This window comes from Halorubrum halophilum, assembly GCF_000739595.1.
Classification (GTDB): Archaea; Halobacteriota; Halobacteria; order Halobacteriales; family Haloferacaceae; genus Halorubrum; species Halorubrum halophilum.
This window is the reverse complement of sequence record NZ_BBJP01000036.1, coordinates 31,795-47,932: the sequence shown is the minus strand read 5'-3', so window position 1 is coordinate 47,932 and position 16,138 is coordinate 31,795. Positions and strand designations below refer to the sequence as shown.

At 66.9% G+C, this 16,138-nt stretch carries 13 protein-coding genes and 2 tRNA genes; 12 read left to right on the top strand and 3 right to left on the bottom strand.

Going from position 1 to position 16,138, the window contains the following annotated elements; genetic code table 11:
- Nucleotides 1–155: 155 nt before the first annotated feature.
- Together ACP96_RS12065 and ACP96_RS12060 are read left to right on the top strand one after the other, a co-directional pair.
- On the top strand, nt 156–587 hold the full coding sequence (locus tag ACP96_RS12065) for a histone (protein WP_050025411.1): 432 nt from the start codon (nt 156–158) through the stop codon (nt 585–587).
- Nucleotides 588–1,592, top strand: coding sequence for a histone deacetylase family protein (locus ACP96_RS12060; RefSeq protein ID WP_050033480.1), 1,005 nt, complete (start codon nt 588–590; stop codon nt 1,590–1,592).
- A 251-nt stretch (nt 1,593–1,843) separates the two neighbouring features.
- Here ACP96_RS12060 and ACP96_RS12055 read toward each other — a convergent pair.
- Together ACP96_RS12055 and ACP96_RS12050 are read right to left on the bottom strand one after the other, a co-directional pair.
- Nucleotides 1,844–1,916 (bottom strand) — tRNA-Asp (locus ACP96_RS12055).
- Between the two features lie 29 nt (nt 1,917–1,945).
- Nucleotides 1,946–2,018 (bottom strand) — tRNA-Asp (locus ACP96_RS12050).
- A gap of 339 nt (nt 2,019–2,357) precedes the next feature.
- Here ACP96_RS12050 and ACP96_RS12045 point away from each other — a divergent pair.
- The 9 genes from ACP96_RS12045 (at nt 2,358) to ACP96_RS12005 (ending at nt 12,692) form a co-directional block, all read left to right on the top strand.
- Complete coding sequence (locus tag ACP96_RS12045) at nt 2,358–2,585, top strand: DNA-directed RNA polymerase subunit H (protein ID WP_050025408.1); 228 nt, start codon at nt 2,358–2,360, stop codon at nt 2,583–2,585.
- The gene (locus ACP96_RS12040) at nt 2,582–4,147 is read left to right on the top strand and encodes a DNA-directed RNA polymerase subunit B'' (protein WP_050033479.1); all 1,566 of its coding nucleotides are present in this window, start codon (nt 2,582–2,584) and stop codon (nt 4,145–4,147) included. Before ACP96_RS12045 ends, ACP96_RS12040 begins: the two co-directional genes overlap by 4 nt.
- A gap of 1 nt (nt 4,148) precedes the next feature.
- Nucleotides 4,149–5,978 (top strand): DNA-directed RNA polymerase subunit B, encoded by a 1,830-nt coding sequence (rpoB, locus tag ACP96_RS12035; RefSeq protein ID WP_050025404.1) that lies wholly within the window; start codon nt 4,149–4,151, stop codon nt 5,976–5,978.
- Between the two features lie 6 nt (nt 5,979–5,984).
- Complete coding sequence (locus ACP96_RS12030; protein ID WP_050033478.1) at nt 5,985–8,906, top strand: DNA-directed RNA polymerase subunit A'; 2,922 nt, start codon at nt 5,985–5,987, stop codon at nt 8,904–8,906.
- Entirely contained in the window at nt 8,899–10,113 is a 1,215-nt protein-coding gene (gene rpoA2, locus ACP96_RS12025) for a DNA-directed RNA polymerase subunit A'' (protein ID WP_050033477.1), read from the top strand. Before ACP96_RS12030 ends, rpoA2 begins: the two co-directional genes overlap by 8 nt.
- Nucleotides 10,113–10,532, top strand: coding sequence for a NusA-like transcription termination signal-binding factor (locus ACP96_RS12020; protein WP_050025402.1), 420 nt, complete (start codon nt 10,113–10,115; stop codon nt 10,530–10,532). Before rpoA2 ends, ACP96_RS12020 begins: the two co-directional genes overlap by 1 nt.
- 45 nt (nt 10,533–10,577) lie before the next feature.
- Nucleotides 10,578–11,390: a DUF7537 family lipoprotein gene (locus tag ACP96_RS12015; RefSeq protein ID WP_050025400.1), complete on the top strand. Its 813-nt coding sequence runs from the start codon at nt 10,578–10,580 to the stop codon at nt 11,388–11,390.
- 223 nt (nt 11,391–11,613) lie between these two features.
- Nucleotides 11,614–12,042, top strand: a complete 429-nt coding sequence (locus tag ACP96_RS12010) for a 30S ribosomal protein S12 (RefSeq protein ID WP_004048726.1) — start codon at nt 11,614–11,616, stop codon at nt 12,040–12,042.
- Entirely contained in the window at nt 12,039–12,692 is a 654-nt protein-coding gene (locus ACP96_RS12005) for a 30S ribosomal protein S7 (protein WP_050033476.1), read from the top strand. Before ACP96_RS12010 ends, ACP96_RS12005 begins: the two co-directional genes overlap by 4 nt.
- A gap of 679 nt (nt 12,693–13,371) precedes the next feature.
- Here the strand turns inward: ACP96_RS12005 and ACP96_RS12000 are convergent.
- Nucleotides 13,372–15,360, bottom strand: a complete 1,989-nt coding sequence (locus ACP96_RS12000) for an aconitate hydratase (protein WP_050033475.1) — start codon at nt 15,358–15,360, stop codon at nt 13,372–13,374.
- A 265-nt stretch (nt 15,361–15,625) separates the two neighbouring features.
- Between ACP96_RS12000 and ACP96_RS11995 the strand changes: the two genes are divergently transcribed.
- Nucleotides 15,626–16,099, top strand: a complete 474-nt coding sequence (locus ACP96_RS11995) for a deoxyuridine 5'-triphosphate nucleotidohydrolase (RefSeq protein ID WP_050033474.1) — start codon at nt 15,626–15,628, stop codon at nt 16,097–16,099.
- Nucleotides 16,100–16,138: the final 39 nt, after the last annotated feature.

The following is a 16,138-nucleotide window of genomic DNA, read 5'->3' as shown; positions in this document are numbered from 1 at the left end:
GCTACGAGCGCATCTTGGACACAGGGGCGAGACATCGCGTAACGCAGTGAGACGCGGCGCGTCACAGCGAAGCTTCGAGTAGCGGCGACGCAGTCGCTCGGCCGCGGAGAGCGGGTAACGGAAACGTTTTACGGTGCACGGACGCGACTGTGTGTATGAGTGTCGAGTTGCCGTTCGCGCCGGTCGACGGGATCATCCGGCGGAACGCCGGTGACCTCCGGGTGAGCGCGGACGCCGCCGAGGAGTTGGCTCGCCGGATCCAAGCGCACGGCGCGGAGCTGGCGATCGACGCGGCCGAACGGGCAACCGAGGACGGACGGAAGACGCTGATGGCGTCCGATTTCGGCGTCGAACAAGTGATCGCCCGCGAGAATCTCACCCTTCCCGTCGCTCCTATCGACCGCATCGCGCGGCTCCGGATCGACGACCGATACCGAGTGGGCGTCGACGCGCGGATCGCGCTGGCCGACATCCTGGAGGACTACGCCGACAACGTCGCGAGCGCGGCCGCGACGCTCGCGCGGCACGCCGACAGACGGACCGTACAGGCCGAGGACATCGAGACGTACTTCGCGTTGTTCGAGTAGATGCGCTTCGGCTACAGCGAGCGGTGTCTGGAACACGACACCGGCGAACGGCATCCGGAAAATCCGGACCGGCTGCGCGCGATCCGGCGCGGGCTGGCGAAGCGGCACGGCGTCGAGTACGCGGAGGCGGACCCCGCGACGCGCGAGGAGGTCGTCGCGGTGCACGACGCAGAGTACGTCGACGAGCTGGAGGCGTTCGTCGACGACGGCGGCGGGAACTGGGATCCCGACACCGTCGCGAGCGAGGGAACGTGGGACGCCGCGCTCACTTCGGCCGGCCTCTCTCAGTGGGCGGCCCGGTCAGCGCTCGACGGCGACGACGGGCGGGACACCCCCTTCGCGCTCGGACGCCCGCCGGGCCACCACGCGGTGCCCGACGACGCCATGGGATTCTGCTTCTTCAACAACGCCGCCGTCGCGGCCCAAACCGTTCTCGACGAGGGCGCCGCCGATCGAGTCGCGATCTTCGACTGGGACGTACATCACGGGAACGGGACGCAAGACGTGTTCTACGAGCGCGGCGACGTGTTCTACGCGTCGATCCACGAGGAAGGGCTCTACCCGGACACCGGCGCGCTCGACGAGACCGGCCGCGACGAGGGCGAGGAGACGACGGTGAACCTCCCGCTCGCGGCCGGCGCGGGCGACGCCGATTACCGGTACGCCATCGACGAGGCGGTCGCCCCGGCGCTCGAACGGTTCGACCCCGACCTCGTGATCGTCTCGGCCGGGTTCGACGCCCACCGGCACGACCCCATCTCGCGGATGCGCGTCTCCTCGGAGGGATACGCGATGATGACCGATCAGATCCGGTCGGTCACCGACGATATCGGGGCCGCGACCGCCTTCGTCCTCGAAGGCGGCTACGGCCTCGACACGCTGGCCGAAGGCGTCTCGATGGTCCACGAGACGTTCGACGGACGCACGCCCGTCACGGACGACGACGATCCTGACGAGAAGACAGAGGCGCTGGTTGCGGAGCTACGGGAGCTGCTCGACTTATAGCGGCGGAAGCCCGCGATCGGTCGTCTTGTGGAGTCGACTGTCGAGGGGTTCTTCGACGCCGGACTCGCTCGTCGCTACCGCTCCTCGCTTGTAGTCGGCGTCGACAGGAACGCCCGGAGCGGGATTTGAACCGGAATCAGACGTGCTCGCTCCCGTCGGTCGCTGCGCGCGACTGATAGGGTTCAAATCCTTAGCGAGAGTTCGTCGACTCCGGTACGGCTCGCTACGCTCGCCGGTTGGAGTCGACAGAACGCCCGGAGCGGGATTTGAACCCGCGTCACGACCGTGACAGGGTCGTATGATGGGCCACTACACCATCCGGGCAAACAGCGACAGACCCCGAAGCGTGGGGACGCCCGGAGCGGGATTTGAACCCGCGTCACGACCGTGACAGGGTCGTATGATGGGCCACTACACCATCCGGGCTTGTCGCAGTCATTCGTACCCCTGTCTGGCAAATAAGGCTTGTCATCCCCGGCGACGGTGGTGACCGGTAACAGGGAGAGCTGGCGTCGTCGGGGAGAAACCCTGATCCCGACGAAGGCGACTCGACACCGGAATTTTGGACGCGCGCGATCGGCCGCGCGGTCGTCCCCGCCGCCGATCGCGGCGGTACCCTTTTGTGTGATACCCACATGAGTGAGAGTATCGCACGCCCCGTCGTCGTGAGCCGTGCGTGGCGAAGCCGCTTAACAAGCCTTATGAGGCTGGCACATATAGCGATCTGTAGTATCTCGTGATAGCTTCTCTCAATAACCACCACCCATGGTAGACGTAAGCCAACACGAACTCGTCCCGGACCACGTCCTCCTCGAACCCGAAGAGGTCGACGAGGTTCTGGCGGAGTACGACGTGAAACGGACGAACCTACCGAAGATCAAACGCACTGATCCCGCGCTCCCCGACGAGGCCGAGGTCGGCGACGTGGTGAAGATCGTTCGAAACTCCCGCACGACCGAGACGGCGGTCGTGTACCGATTAGTCGTCTCATGAACAGGCAAGACCGACGCGTGGTGTCACGTGAGTATTTCTCGGACGAACGGCTCGCCGAACATCACTTCCGATCGTTCAATAACTTCCTGGACCGCGGCATGCAGGAGGTCGTCGACGAGAAGGAGACGATCGAGACCGATATCGGCGACAAGGAGGGCCAGGAGCCCGTCTACGTCGAGCTCGGCGACGTGCGAATGGTCACCCCGCGCGTCCGAGAGGCCGACGGCTCCGAGGAACTGCTGTACCCGCAGGAGGCCCGGCTCCGGAACATCACCTACTCGGCGCCCGTGTTCATGGAGATGTCCATCGTTCGCGGCGGCGAGGACGAGCCCGAACAGGTCGTCGACACGACGGAGACCAAGGTCGGCCGGATGCCGATCATGGTCGGATCGAACAAGTGTAACATGGCGGGCTTCTCCGACGAGGAGCTCATCGACATCGGCGAGGACCCCGTCGACCCCGGCGGCTACTTCATCGTCAACGGCTCCGAGCGCGTGCTGATGACCTCGGAGGACCTGGCGCCGAACAAGATCCTCGCGGAGTACGACTCGAAGTACGGGGACGAGATCCAGGTCGCGAAGACGTTCTCCCAGCGCCGCGGCTACCGCGCGCTGGTCCTCTGTGAGCGCAACCGCGAGGGGCTGCTCGAAGTGTCGTTCCCCTCCGTCTCGGGCTCGATCGACTTCGTGACGCTGGTCCGCGCCCTCGGACTCGAATCCGACGAGGAGATCGTCCACCGCGTCTCGGACGACCCCGAGATCGTGAAGTTCATGCTGGAGAACTTGGAGGAGGCCGACGTTCAGACGACCGAGGGGGCCATCGAGACCCTCGGCGAGCGCGTCGCCTCCGGCCAGGGGAAGAACTACCAGCTCAAGCGGGCGAACTACGTCATCGACCGCTACCTCCTCCCGCACCTCCACGAGGAGGGCGTCGAGGAGGAGGACGTGCGGATCAACAAGGCGTACTACCTCTGTCGGATGGCCGAGGCGTGCTTCGAGCTCGCCCTGGACCGCCGCGAGGCCGACGACAAGGACCACTACGCGAACAAGCGCCTGAAGGTCTCCGGCGACCTGATGCGCGACCTGTTCCGGACCGCGCTGAACAAGCTGGCGCGCGACGTGAAGTACCAGCTTGAGCGCGCGAACATGCGGAACCGCGATCTCACCGTCAACACGGTCGTCCGCTCCGACGTGCTGACCGAGCGGCTCGAACACCCGATCGCGACGGGGAACTGGGTGGGCGGCCGCTCCGGCGTCTCCCAGCTCGTCGACCGGACGGACTACATGGGCGTGCTCTCGCACCTCCGGCGCCTGCGCTCGCCGCTGTCGCGCTCGCAGCCGCACTTCAAGGCGCGAGACCTCCACGCGACCCAGTGGGGTCGCATCTGCCCCTCCGAGACGCCGGAGGGGCCGAACTGCGGACTCGTGAAGAACTTCGCGCAGTCGATGGAGCTCTCACAGACCGTCGAGGACGAACAGGGGCTGAAACGAGAACTGGCGTCGATGGGTGTCGAGGGGATCCCCGGCATCGAGGGCGTCGAACGACAGACGGCGGACGACTAATATGGCTCAGGCAGAACGCGAAGCGAAGGTGTACGTCAACGGGAGCCTCGTCGGGACCCATCCGGACCCCGAGGCCCTCGCCGAACAGATCCGCGAGGCCCGCCGACGCGGCGACGTCTCGGATATGGTGAACGTCTCGGTCAAGGACCGGACCCAAGAAGTGATCGTCAACGCGGACGCGGGGCGCGCCCGCCGCCCGCTGATCGTCGTCGAGAACGGCGAGCCCCTGCTGGGCGACGAGGAGGTCGAGGCCCTCGAACGCGGCGAGGTCGAGTTCGATGACCTCATCGAGCGCGGCTACGTCGAGTTCATCGACGCCGAAGAGGAGGAAGACATCCTCGTCGCCGTCGACGAGGAGGACGTGACCGAGGACCACACGCACCTCGAGATCGACCCGCAGCTCGTGTTCGGTATCGGCGCGGGGATGATCCCGTATCCCGAGCACAACGCGAGCCCCCGGATCACGATGGGCGCGGGGATGATGAAGCAGTCGCTCGGACTCCCCTCCGCCAACTACCGCATCCGACCGGACACGCGTCAGCACCTGCTGCACTACCCGCAGCTGGCGATGGTGAAGACGCAGACGTCCGACCAGATCAGCTTCGACAAGCGGCCGGCGGCGCAGAACTTCGTCGTCGCCGTGATGTCCTACGAGGGCTTCAACATCGAGGACGCGCTGGTGATGAACCAGGGCTCCGTCGACCGCGCGCTCACCCGCTCGCACTTCTTCCGGACCTACGAGGGCGAGGAGCGTCGGTACCCTGGCGGTCAAGAGGACCGCTTCGAGATCCCCGAACAGGACGTGCGCGGCGCCCGCGGTGAGGACGCGTACACGCACCTCGACGAGGACGGCCTCGTCAACCCCGAGACGAAGGTCGACGAGTCCTCGGTGCTGCTCGGCAAGACCAGTCCGCCGCGCTTCCTCGAGGAGCCCGACGACATGGGCGGACTCTCCCCGCAGAAGCGCCGGGAGACGAGCGTGACGATGCGCTCGGGCGAGTCGGGCGTGGTCGACACGGTGACCCTGATGGAGGGCGAGGACGGCTCCAAGCTCTCGAAGGTGAAGGTGCGCGACCAGCGCGTCCCCGAGCTGGGCGACAAGTTCGCGTCCCGACACGGCCAGAAGGGCGTCGTGGGCCACCTCGCGCCACAGGAGGACATGCCGTTCACCGAGGAGGGGGTCGTCCCCGACCTTGTGATGAATCCGCACGCGCTGCCGTCGCGGATGACGGTCGGCCACGTGCTGGAGATGCTCGGCGGGAAGGTCGGCTCGCTGCGCGGCTCGCGGGTCGACGGCACGCCGTTCCAGGGCGAAGACGAGGAGGAGCTCCGCGGCGGACTGGAGGAACACGGGTTCAAGTCCTCCGGCAAGGAGGTCATGTACTCCGGCGTCACCGGCGAGAAGATCGAGGCGGAGATCTTCGTCGGGACGATCTTCTACCACAAGCTGTACCACATGGTGTCGAACAAGCTCCACGCCCGCTCGCGCGGGCCGGTCCAGGTGCTCACGCGCCAGCCGACCGAGGGGCGCGCCCGCGAGGGCGGCCTGCGCGTCGGGGAGATGGAGCGCGACACGATCATCGGCCACGGCGCGTCGATGGTGCTCAACGAACGGCTCTTGGAGTCCTCGGACGCCGAGACGGTGCACGTCTCCGCGGAGACCGGGCTCGTCGCCGTCGAGGACCGCGAGCAGCGCCGCGTGTACGACCCGGTCACGGGCGACGAGGACGACATCCACGAGCTGGAGGTCAGCTACGCGTTCAAGCTGCTGCTCGACGAGATGATCGCGCTCGGCATCCGACCGAAGCTCGAACTGGAGGACGCAATTTAAATGTCAATGCAAACACCGAAAGTGCTCGGCGGCATCGACTTCGGCCTCATGGACCCGGAGACGTACCGGGACATGTCGGCGACGAAGGTGATCACGGCCGACACGTACGACGACGACGGCTACCCGATCGACATGGGGCTGATGGACCCGCGGCTGGGCGTCATCGACCCCGGCCTGGAGTGTCGGACCTGCGGGTCTCACTCCGGCTCCTGTAACGGCCACTTCGGTCACATCGAACTCGCGGCCCCCGTCATCCACGTGGGCTTCACGAAGCTCATCCGACGGCTGCTCCGCTCGACGTGCCGCGAGTGCGGGAAACTCGCCTTAGACGAGGCGCAGCGCGACGAGTTCCGCGACCGCTACGAGCGGGCCCAAGAGCTCGGCGACGACGAACACGACGTCCTGAAGGCGGCCGTTCGGCAGGCCCGGAAGGCGTCGACGTGCCCGTTCTGTGGCGAGCCGCAGGCGGACATCAAACACGAGAAGCCGACCACCTACTACGAGGTCCAAGACGTGCTCTCGGGCGACTACTCCGAGCGCATCGCGGCCGCGATGCAGCCCGACGAGGAGGAGGACGACCCGGGCACTTCGCCGCAGGAACTCGCCGAGAAGACCGACATCGCCCTGGATCGGGTCAACGAGATCATGGCCGGCGAGTTCCGCCCGCGCAAGGAGGACCGCCGCGCCATCGAGAAGGCGCTCTCGGTCGACCTCACCGAGGAAGACATGAACAAGTTGATGCCCTCGGACATCCGCGACTGGTTCGAGGACATTCCGGACGAGGACCTGGAGGTGCTCGGGATCGACTCCGAGCACTCCCGACCGGAGTGGATGATCCTGACGGTCCTGCCGGTTCCGCCGGTGACCACACGCCCCTCGATCACGCTCGACAACGGCCAGCGCTCCGAGGACGACCTCACGCACAAGCTGGTCGACATCATCCGGATCAACCAGCGGTTCATGGAGAACCGCGAGGCGGGCGCCCCGCAGCTGATCATCGAGGACCTCTGGGAGCTGTTACAGTACCACGTCACCACGTTCGTCGACAACGAGATCAGCGGGACGCCACCGGCGCGACACCGCTCCGGCCGTCCCCTCAAGACCCTCAGCCAGCGGCTGAAGGGCAAGGAGGGCCGCTTCCGCGGCTCGCTCTCCGGGAAGCGCGTCAACTTCTCCGCCCGGACCGTCATCTCGCCGGACCCGACGCTGTCGCTGAACGAGGTCGGCGTCCCGGACCGGGTCGCCATGGAGATGACCCAGACGCTCAACGTCACCGAGCGCAACGTCGAGGAAGCGCGCCAGTACGTCCGGAACGGCCCGGAGGCGCACCCCGGCGCCAACTACGTCCGCCGACCTGACGGTCGCCGGCTGAAGGTGACCGAAAAGAACTGCGAGGAGCTCGCCGAGAAGGTCGAGGCCGACTGGGAGGTCAACCGCCACCTCGTCGACGGCGACATTGTGATCTTCAACCGGCAGCCCTCGCTGCACCGGATGTCCATCATGGCCCACGAGGTCGTGGTGATGCCGTACAAGACGTTCCGGCTCAACACCGTCGTCTGTCCGCCGTACAACGCCGACTTCGACGGCGACGAGATGAATATGCACGCGCTGCAGAACGAGGAGGCCCGCGCCGAGGCGCGCGTCCTCATGCGCGTCCAGGAACAGATCCTGAGTCCCCGCTTCGGCGGGAACATCATCGGGGCCATCCAGGACCACATCTCGGGGACGTACCTGCTCACGCACTCGAACCCCGAGTTCACCGAGACGCAGGCGCTGGACCTGCTGCGCGCGACCCGCGTCGACGAGCTGCCGGAGGCGGACGGCGTCGACGACGAGGGACGCGAGTACTGGACCGGTCGGACGCTGTTCTCGGAGCTGCTCCCCGACGACCTCTCGCTGGACTTCACCTCCTCGACGGGCGACAGCGTGCTCATCGAGAACGGCCAGCTGGTCGAGGGGACGATCGACGAGGACGCCGTCGGCGCGTTCGGCGGCGAGGTTGTCGACACCCTCACCAAGGAGTACGGCGAGACGCGCTCGCGCGTGTTCATCAACGAGATCGCGTCGCTGGCGATGCGCGCGATCATGCACTTCGGATTCTCGATCGGGATCGACGACGAGTCGATCCCGCCGGAGGCCGAAGAGCAGGTCGACGACGCGATCCAGAGCGCCTACGACCGCGTCCAAGAGCTGATCTCGACGTACGAGGCCGGCGAGCTGGAGTCGCTGCCGGGCCGCGGCGTCGACGAGACGCTAGAGATGAAGATCATGCAGACGCTCGGGAAGGCCCGCGACTCGGCCGGTGAGATCGCCGACCAGCACTTCGGCGACGACAACCCGGCGGTCGTGATGGCCCGCTCCGGCGCGCGTGGATCGATGCTGAACCTCACGCAGATGGCCGGCTCCGTCGGCCAGCAGGCGGTCCGCGGCGAGCGGATCAACCGCGGTTACGAGGACCGGACACTCTCTCACTACAAGGAGAACGACCTGTCCGCGGAGGCGCACGGCTTCGTGGAGAACTCCTACCGCGGCGGGCTCACGCCCGAGGAGTTCTTCTTCCACGCGATGGGCGGCCGCGAGGGGCTGGTCGACACGGCGGTCCGGACCTCCAAGTCCGGCTACCTCCAGCGCCGGCTCATCAACGCGCTCTCCGAGCTGGAGGCGCAGTACGACGGCTCGGTCCGAGACACCTCGGGCCGAATCGTCCAGTTCGAGTTCGGCGAGGACGGAACCTCGCCGGTGAAGGTCTCGTCCGGCGAGGGCGACGGCATCGACGTCGACGACATCGTCGACCGCGTCGTCGACTCGGAGTTCGACTCCGACGACGAGAAGGAGCGGTTCCTCGGCGAGCGCACGCCGCCGACGAACCTCTCGGAGCACTCCGGACCGGGCCTGAACAAGGCCTCGGGGGTGGAGTCGGATGACTGAGTACGACGGCGTCACCGACGACATCGAGGCGGTCGTGGAGGCCACGGAGCTTCCCGGTCGCCTCAAAGACGAGGTGTACGAGGCGATCGATCGGAAGGCCGAGGAGACCGGCGAGGTCACCGTCGAACAGGCCACCGACATCGCGACCGGCGTCGAGAACCGGTACATCGAGACGCGGGTCGACCCGTTGGATCCGGTCGGCACCGTCTCCGCGCAGTCGATCGGCGAGCCCGGGACGCAGATGACGATGAACACGTTCCACTACGCCGGCGTCGCAGAGATCGACGTCACGCAGGGGCTGCCCCGGCTCATCGAGCTGGTAGACGCCCGGAAGACCCCGGACACGCCGATGATGACCGTCCACCTCGAGGGCGAGTACGCCACGGACCGCGAGAAGGCCCACGAGGTCGTCTGGTCCATCGAGGCGACGCGCATCCTCGCGCTCGGCGACGTGTCGACGAACGTCGCGGACATGCTGGTCCGGATCGACCTGAACGACGACACCCTCCTCGAGCGGTGGCCGACCCACTCGGACCCGTCCGAGGTCGCCGCGATCATCGCTGAGACGATCGAGGACTCGCTCGGCGTCGACACCCGCCAGTCGGGGACCGTCGTGGAGTTCGGACCGAACGAGCCGAGCTACCGCGAGCTGCTCCAGCTTGTCGAGCGGCTCCGCGAGATCGTGTTCAAGGGGATCGAGGAGATCGAACGCGTCGTCATCCGGAAAGAGGAGATCAGCGGCGAGGAGGAGTTCGTCCTCTACACCGAGGGGTCGGCATTCGGCGACACCCTCGACATCGAGGGCGTCGACGCCTCGCGCACGACGTGTAACAACATCCACGAGATCTACCGCAACCTCGGAGTCGAGGCGGCCCGCGAGACGATCATCGACGAGACGAAGAACACGCTCGAAGAGCAGGGGCTCGACGACGTGAACGTCCGGCACCTCATGCTCGTGGCCGACATCATGACGAACAACGGCGAGATCGAGTCGATCGGTCGCCACGGCATCTCGGGCTCGAAGGACTCCGTGCTCGCGCGCGCGGCGTTCGAGGTGACGGTCAACCACCTGCTCGACGCCGCGGTCCACGGCGAGTACGACGAGCTCGACGGCGTCATCGAGAACGTCATCGCCGGCAAGCCGATCTCGCTCGGCACCGGCGACGTCGACCTCCGGATGGGGTCGCGCGTCGTGGGCGACGACTGATGTACGTCGAGCTCTCCGACGAGGCGCGGCGCTACATCGGTCGCTTCGACGAGCTGACCGGGGTCGCGCCGAAGGACTGCCTCGTGGAGGGCGACCGGCTCGTGTTCGTGGTGCCGGCCGGCGAGATGGCCGCCGCGATCGGACAGGCCGGCGAGACCGTCGAGGAGGCGGAGCGCCGGCTCGACAAGTCCGTCGACTTGGTCGAGGACGCGGACACGGCGGAGGCGTTCGTCGCGAGCGCGCTCTCGCCCGCGGCGGTCAACGCTGTGACGATCTCGGAGCAGAACGACCGCGTGGCGTACGTCGAGGTCCCGGAGCCGGACCGCGGCGTCGCCATCGGCGCGGAGGGCGCCAACATCGAGACGGCGCGGACGCTGGCGAAGCGCCATTACGACATCGACGACATCCAACTGACCTGAGAACGGAACCCCACGCCTTTTGTCGATGCGCTCGTTTGTCGCGGCATGAACCGGAGACGCTTCCTCGCTGGGGTCGGAACCGGAGTCGCCGTCGGTCTCGCCGGCTGTTCGGACGGCAGCGGTTCGGACCGCCCGTTTCCCGACGCCGACTGGCGGGACGAGGACGGTCTGGACGTGGCGACCCTCTCGGAGCGTCACGTCGGAGCGATCGTCGACGCCGGGGGTGCCACGCTGTTCTCAACGGCGGAGACGACTCACGACGGCGACTCGGAGCCGAGCCGGTGGCTTCCCTCCCAAGAGTACGAGGCCGCGTACGACCTCGAAACCGGGCGCCAGTACGTGCGACAGGAGCTGACGGAGACCGAGGAGACCGACGTGTCGGAGCTGTACGTCGCTGACGGCGAGGCGCTGATCCGCCAGCAGATCGGCGACGAAACGCAGTACGGCCGCCAGCCGGTCGATCGATCGGCCGAGGACCTCGAACGGACGATGCGCTCCGAGGTCGTGACGGGGATTCGCGTCGAGGGCGAGACCGCGAGCGGCGAGACGGAGTACGAGGGGTTGAACCTGTGGAACCCGACGAGCGACGGCGGGGGAGAGGTGCGCGGCGAGCCGACGGCGCGGTTCGCCGCTGACGCCTTCGAGGGCGACCGGGACGTTCCAGAGACGGTCGAGACGGCGTCGGCGACCGTCCACGTGTACGAGTCCGGTGTGGTGCCGCGGCTCGAACAGTCGTGGGCGGGCGAACACGCCGGGCAGGAGGCGACCGTCGACGTCGACATCGACTACCGGGACCTCGGCGCGACGGTCTCGGAACCGGAGTGGGCAGAGGAGGCGCGCGAGGACACGAGCGCCTGACCGACCCTGACCCCCGGACGCGTCCCCGGTGCATTTCCAGACGAAACGACGGGCGCTCTCGCGGGCTTACCGTCTCAGCGGTGGCGAGCGGGCGTCGTTTTCGGTCCGCTTGCTCCGCAAAACACTCTCAGAACGGACGAGAGGTACCGTTCGAGCGATCTGAGGGCGTTTCTCCACGTCGAAAGACGACGCTTAAGTAGCTCCGTTCGGAAGTAGACGTACGATGGCGAACGGCAAATACGCGGCCCGTAAGCTCAAACAGGACCGGCAGAAGCGCCGCTGGTCCGACTCCGAGTACGCTCGGCGAGAGCGCGGGCTCAAGAAGAAGTCCGACCCCCTCGAGGGCGCCCCGCAGGCTCGCGGGATCGTCCTGGAGAAGGTCGGGATCGAGGCAAAGCAGCCGAACTCGGCGATCCGAAAGTGCGTCCGCGTTCAGCTCATCAAGAACGGGAAGCAGGTCACCGCGTTCTGTCCCGGTGACGGCGCTATCTCGTTCATCGACGAGCACGACGAGGTCACGATCGCCGGGATTGGTGGGGCGAAGGGTCGCGCGATGGGCGACCTCTCCGGTGTCAACTACAAGGTCGAGAAGGTCAACGGCGTCTCCATGATCGAACTGGTTCGCGGAAACGCGGAGAAGCCCGTCAGATGAGCGGTGAGGAGACCGAGGCGGAGTCCGACGCGGACGTCGCCGCCGACGAGCCGGAGCCTGACGCTCCCGCGTCCAGCGAGGCCGCCAACGAGAACGCCAAGCTATTCGGCGTCTGGGACGTCACCGAGATCGCCTACGAGGACCCCTCGACGAAGCGCTACATGACCGTGACGCCCATCGCGCACACCATGGGTCGCCACGCGTCCAAGCAGTTCAAGAAGTCCGAGATCTCGCTGGTCGAGCGGATGATCAACCGCCTGATGCAGACCGACGAGAACACGGGCAAGAAGCAGCAGGCGACGCGGATCGTCCGCGACGCCTTCGACATCATCCACGAGCGGACCGAGGAGAACCCGGTCCAGATCCTCGTGACGGCCGTCGAGAACGCCGCGCCCCGCGAGGAGACCGTCCGCCTGAAGTACGGCGGGATCTCCGTCCCGAAGGCGGTCGACGTCGCGCCCCAGCGCCGCGTCGATCAGGCGCTGCTGTTCATCTCCGACGGTGTCGCCAGCGCGACGTACAAGTCGACGACCTCCGCCGCCGAGGCGCTCGCCAACGAGCTCATCACGGCAGCGGACTACGACCCCGAGCGCTCCTACTCCATCTCGCAGAAGGAGGAGCGCGAGCGCGTCGCCGCCGCGGCCCGCTAACGCCGGTTCCGACTTCGGACCGACGGGACGCGTTTCGCGGTTTTCCGTTTCGACCCGACCCACGGAGCGGTGGCGCTGTCCGGCGTTGAGGTGCGTGGATCGAGCGGGGGCGGCGAGCGATTACGGGAGTGGGTATAGCGAGTTGGTTGAGTGGTTGTTTATAAGTGATCGAGTGGTGTTGCTGTCGGCTGTTTATAAGTGGTTAGCGACACTGCGGTGAAGACTTCCAAAGCCCCAGCCGCCGAGGCGGGCCCACGCTCGCTGCGCTCCTCAATCGCTCGTTCCACTCGCTCCTTGCGGTGCTTGCGTCGCCTGCGCCCGCCTCACCGGCTGCCCCTTTGAGTCCCACCCGACCGCACAGCCTCACGCCTCCCCAGCCTCGTCGGCGCGGCGCTTATAAGCGCCGCGCCGACTCCCTCGCACCGTCGGTGAGCGGCCCATAGGGCCGCTCACCGGGGCGCGCCACCGCCTCGTTGGTTTATAAGCGATCGTCGCAGTCGCTATGCCTTTTTAAGTACGCTCCTGCCACCGACGATCTGCAACACTCACTCCCGCTATCGTTCACATCGACATCGACGGCACTCCACCGATCCACACAGCCACCGCTAAAAGGACGGACACGTCGAAAAATGCGGGAAAACGGACCGCTGCGTCTCGCGTCGATCGCGTGACAGCGCGCTCAGTCGTCGGCCGGCGCCGCGCCGGAGCCGTCGTCGGCGTGCTGCTGTTTGACCCACGAGAGCTTGCCGCCGGCCGAGAGGATGTCACGCTCGCGCTCGGAGGCGTCGAGGTCGGAGGTGAACTCCCACTCGCCGTCGTTGACGCTCACGGTGAACTCCTCCTGACCGGAGGAGACGCCCGCGGGCACGTCGTCGACGATTTCGAGGTCGTCGCCCTGGTCGATCTGCTCGTACGTCTCCGCGTCGATCGCCAGCGGGACGATACCGAAGTTGAACAGGTTTGCCTTGTGGATGCGGGCGAAGCTCTGCGCGAAGACCGCCTCGATACCGAGGTACATCGGACAGAGGGCGGCGTGCTCACGCGAGGAGCCCTGGCCGTAGTTCTCGCCGGCCACGAGGACGCCGCCGTCGGCGTCGAGGGCGCGCTGCGAGAACGTTTCGTCGACGCGCGAGAGCGTGAACTCGGAGAGCTTCTCGATGTTCGAGCGGAACTTCAGGATGTCCGCCGTCGCCGGAATGATGTGGTCGGTGGTGATGTTGTCCTCCATCTTGAGGAGGGCCTCGCCGCCGTCCACGTCGATCCCGTCTTTGAGCGGCACGTCGCCGATGTTCGGGCCCTTGACGAGGCCGTCGTCGATCGCCTCGTCGGGCGAGATGATGTCGGAGTCGGACTCGCCCATGCCGGGACCGTACTTCGTCCCCATCTCGAGGCCGGGGGCCTCGAGGTCGCCGAGGTCGTCGGCGAGGTCACGGGGGTCGACGATCTCGCCGGTGATGGCCGCCGCGGTGGCGACCTCGGGCGAGCAGAGGAAGACGGAGTCGTCCTCGATGCCGGAGCGACCCTCGAAGTTGCGGTTGAAGGTGCGCAGCGAGACGGAGTCGGAGGCGGGCACGTGACCGATACCGATACACGCGCCGCAGGTCGCCTCGGAGAAGTTGACACCGGCCGCCATCATCTCCGCGGTCCAGCCCTCGCGGGCCAGCATCTCGGAAGCCTGCTTCGAGCCGGGCGCGACGATCATCTCGGTGCCCTTGGAGACCTCGCGGCCCTCCAGCATCTTCGCGCTGGGGAGGATGTCCTCGTAGGCGCCGTTGGTACAGGAGCCGACGATGACCTGCTCGACGTCGGTGCCCTCGAACTCGCTGACGGGGGCGACGTTGTCGGGCATCGACGGCGCGGCCACGAGCGGCTCGAGCTCGCCGAGGTCGACTTCGATGGTCTCCGCGTACTCCGCGTCGTCGTCGGGCTGGAGGTCGACGTACTCCTCCTCGCGGTCCTGGCGCGCGAGCCAGTCCTTCGTCTTCTCGTCGGTCGCGAAGATCGAGGAGGTGGCGCCGAGCTCGGTGCCGAGGTTCGTGATCGTGGTCCGCTCGGGGATCGAGAGCTTCTCGGCGCCGGGGCCGGTGTACTCGAAGATCTTGCCCACGCCGCCCTTGACGGTCAGCTCGCCGAGCAGGTGGAGCGCCACGTCCTTAGCGGTCGCCCACTCGGGAAGCTCGCCGTCGAGGTGGACGTTGACGACTTCCGGCATCTCGACGTAGTAGGGGCCGCCGCCCATCGCGACGGCGATGTCGAGGCCGCCGGCGCCGATCGCGAGCTCGCCGAGTCCGCCGGGGGTCGGCGTGTGCGAGTCGGAGCCGAGCAGCGTCTTGCCGGGCGCCGCGAAGTTCTCCTTGTGGACCTGGTGGCAGATCCCGTTGCCGGGCCGGGAGAAGTACGCGCCGTACGTGCCGGCCGCGGAGCGGAGGAAGCGGTGGTCGTCGGTGTTCTTGAAGTCGAACTGGTACGTCTGGTGGTCGCAGTACTGCGCGGCCAGTTCTGTCTGGACCTCGTCCAGATCGAGCGCCTCGAACTGGAGCCACACCATCGTCCCCGTCGTGTCCTGCGTCAGCACCTGATCGATCTCGATACCGATCTCCTCGCCGGGCGTCAGCTCGCCCTCGACGAGATGGTCATCGAGAATTTTCTCCGTAATCGTCTGTCCCATATCACGCGAAGATGGCCCGCCCGTGGATATAAAACCCGCGAGTTTTCTGCAAGATCGACCGTGTTAGATCGGAAGATCCGGCGAGTATTGATGGATAGTTAGCGTGATACCATTCCCCGTGTGAGGAATAGGCGTAACGAGTGTATAAGGCCGATAAAGGCCAATACTCGCCGAAATCGGGCGTCTTAGTGAATACCACGATCGAGAGATCGACGCCGCGATCGCGGGCGACACCGTTTAGTCTCGCCCGCGAATCCGGTGGGGTATGTTCGATTCGGGAGCGTCGGTCGCGGCGGCACTCGAAGCCGGCGACGCCGACCTCGACGACGATCAGCGACAGCCGAACGGAGTCGACCTCACGGTCGATGCCGTCTTCGAGCAGACGGAGCCGGGCGAGATCCGCCGCGACGGCAAGCGGGTGGGCGAGCGCGAGGAGCTGGAGCCGGAGGACGGGGTATACCGGTTGGAGGCGGGCACGTACGTGGTCCGGTACGGCGAGCCGGTGCGGATCCCCGACGAGCGGATCGGGTTCGTGCTCCCGCGGTCGACGCTGCTGCGGAACTCCTGTACCCTCGACACCGCGGTCTGGGACGCGGGCTACGAGGGCGTCGGCGAGGGGCGTCTCGACGTGGGCCACGCGATCGCGATCGAGCCCGGCGCGCGGATCGCCCAGCTCGTGCTCGCGACCGCCGACCACGAGGGGACCTACGAGGGGTCGTATCAGGGCGAACGGCTCTAGGGGAGAGCGGCGGCAGCGATCGCGTCGATCGCTGCCGGG

Excerpts from the sequence above, each read along its gene's own strand:
- ACP96_RS12030 (WP_050033478.1), top strand. The coding sequence starts at position 5,985 with ATGCAAACACCGAAAGTGCTCGGCGGCATCGACTTCGGCCTCATGGAC.
- ACP96_RS12015 (WP_050025400.1), top strand. The coding sequence starts at position 10,578 with ATGAACCGGAGACGCTTCCTCGCTGGGGTCGGAACCGGAGTCGCCGTC.
- ACP96_RS12000 (WP_050033475.1), bottom strand. The coding sequence starts at position 15,360 with ATGGGACAGACGATTACGGAGAAAATTCTCGATGACCATCTCGTCGAG.
- ACP96_RS11995 (WP_050033474.1), top strand. The coding sequence starts at position 15,626 with ATGTTCGATTCGGGAGCGTCGGTCGCGGCGGCACTCGAAGCCGGCGAC.
- ACP96_RS12005 (WP_050033476.1), top strand. The coding sequence starts at position 12,039 with ATGAGCGGTGAGGAGACCGAGGCGGAGTCCGACGCGGACGTCGCCGCC.
- ACP96_RS12060 (WP_050033480.1), top strand. The coding sequence starts at position 588 with ATGCGCTTCGGCTACAGCGAGCGGTGTCTGGAACACGACACCGGCGAA.
- rpoB (WP_050025404.1), top strand. The coding sequence starts at position 4,149 with ATGGCTCAGGCAGAACGCGAAGCGAAGGTGTACGTCAACGGGAGCCTC.
- ACP96_RS12040 (WP_050033479.1), top strand. The coding sequence starts at position 2,582 with ATGAACAGGCAAGACCGACGCGTGGTGTCACGTGAGTATTTCTCGGAC.
- ACP96_RS12045 (WP_050025408.1), top strand. The coding sequence starts at position 2,358 with ATGGTAGACGTAAGCCAACACGAACTCGTCCCGGACCACGTCCTCCTC.
- rpoA2 (WP_050033477.1), top strand. The coding sequence starts at position 8,899 with ATGACTGAGTACGACGGCGTCACCGACGACATCGAGGCGGTCGTGGAG.
- ACP96_RS12010 (WP_004048726.1), top strand. The coding sequence starts at position 11,614 with ATGGCGAACGGCAAATACGCGGCCCGTAAGCTCAAACAGGACCGGCAG.
- ACP96_RS12020 (WP_050025402.1), top strand. The coding sequence starts at position 10,113 with ATGTACGTCGAGCTCTCCGACGAGGCGCGGCGCTACATCGGTCGCTTC.
- ACP96_RS12065 (WP_050025411.1), top strand. The coding sequence starts at position 156 with ATGAGTGTCGAGTTGCCGTTCGCGCCGGTCGACGGGATCATCCGGCGG.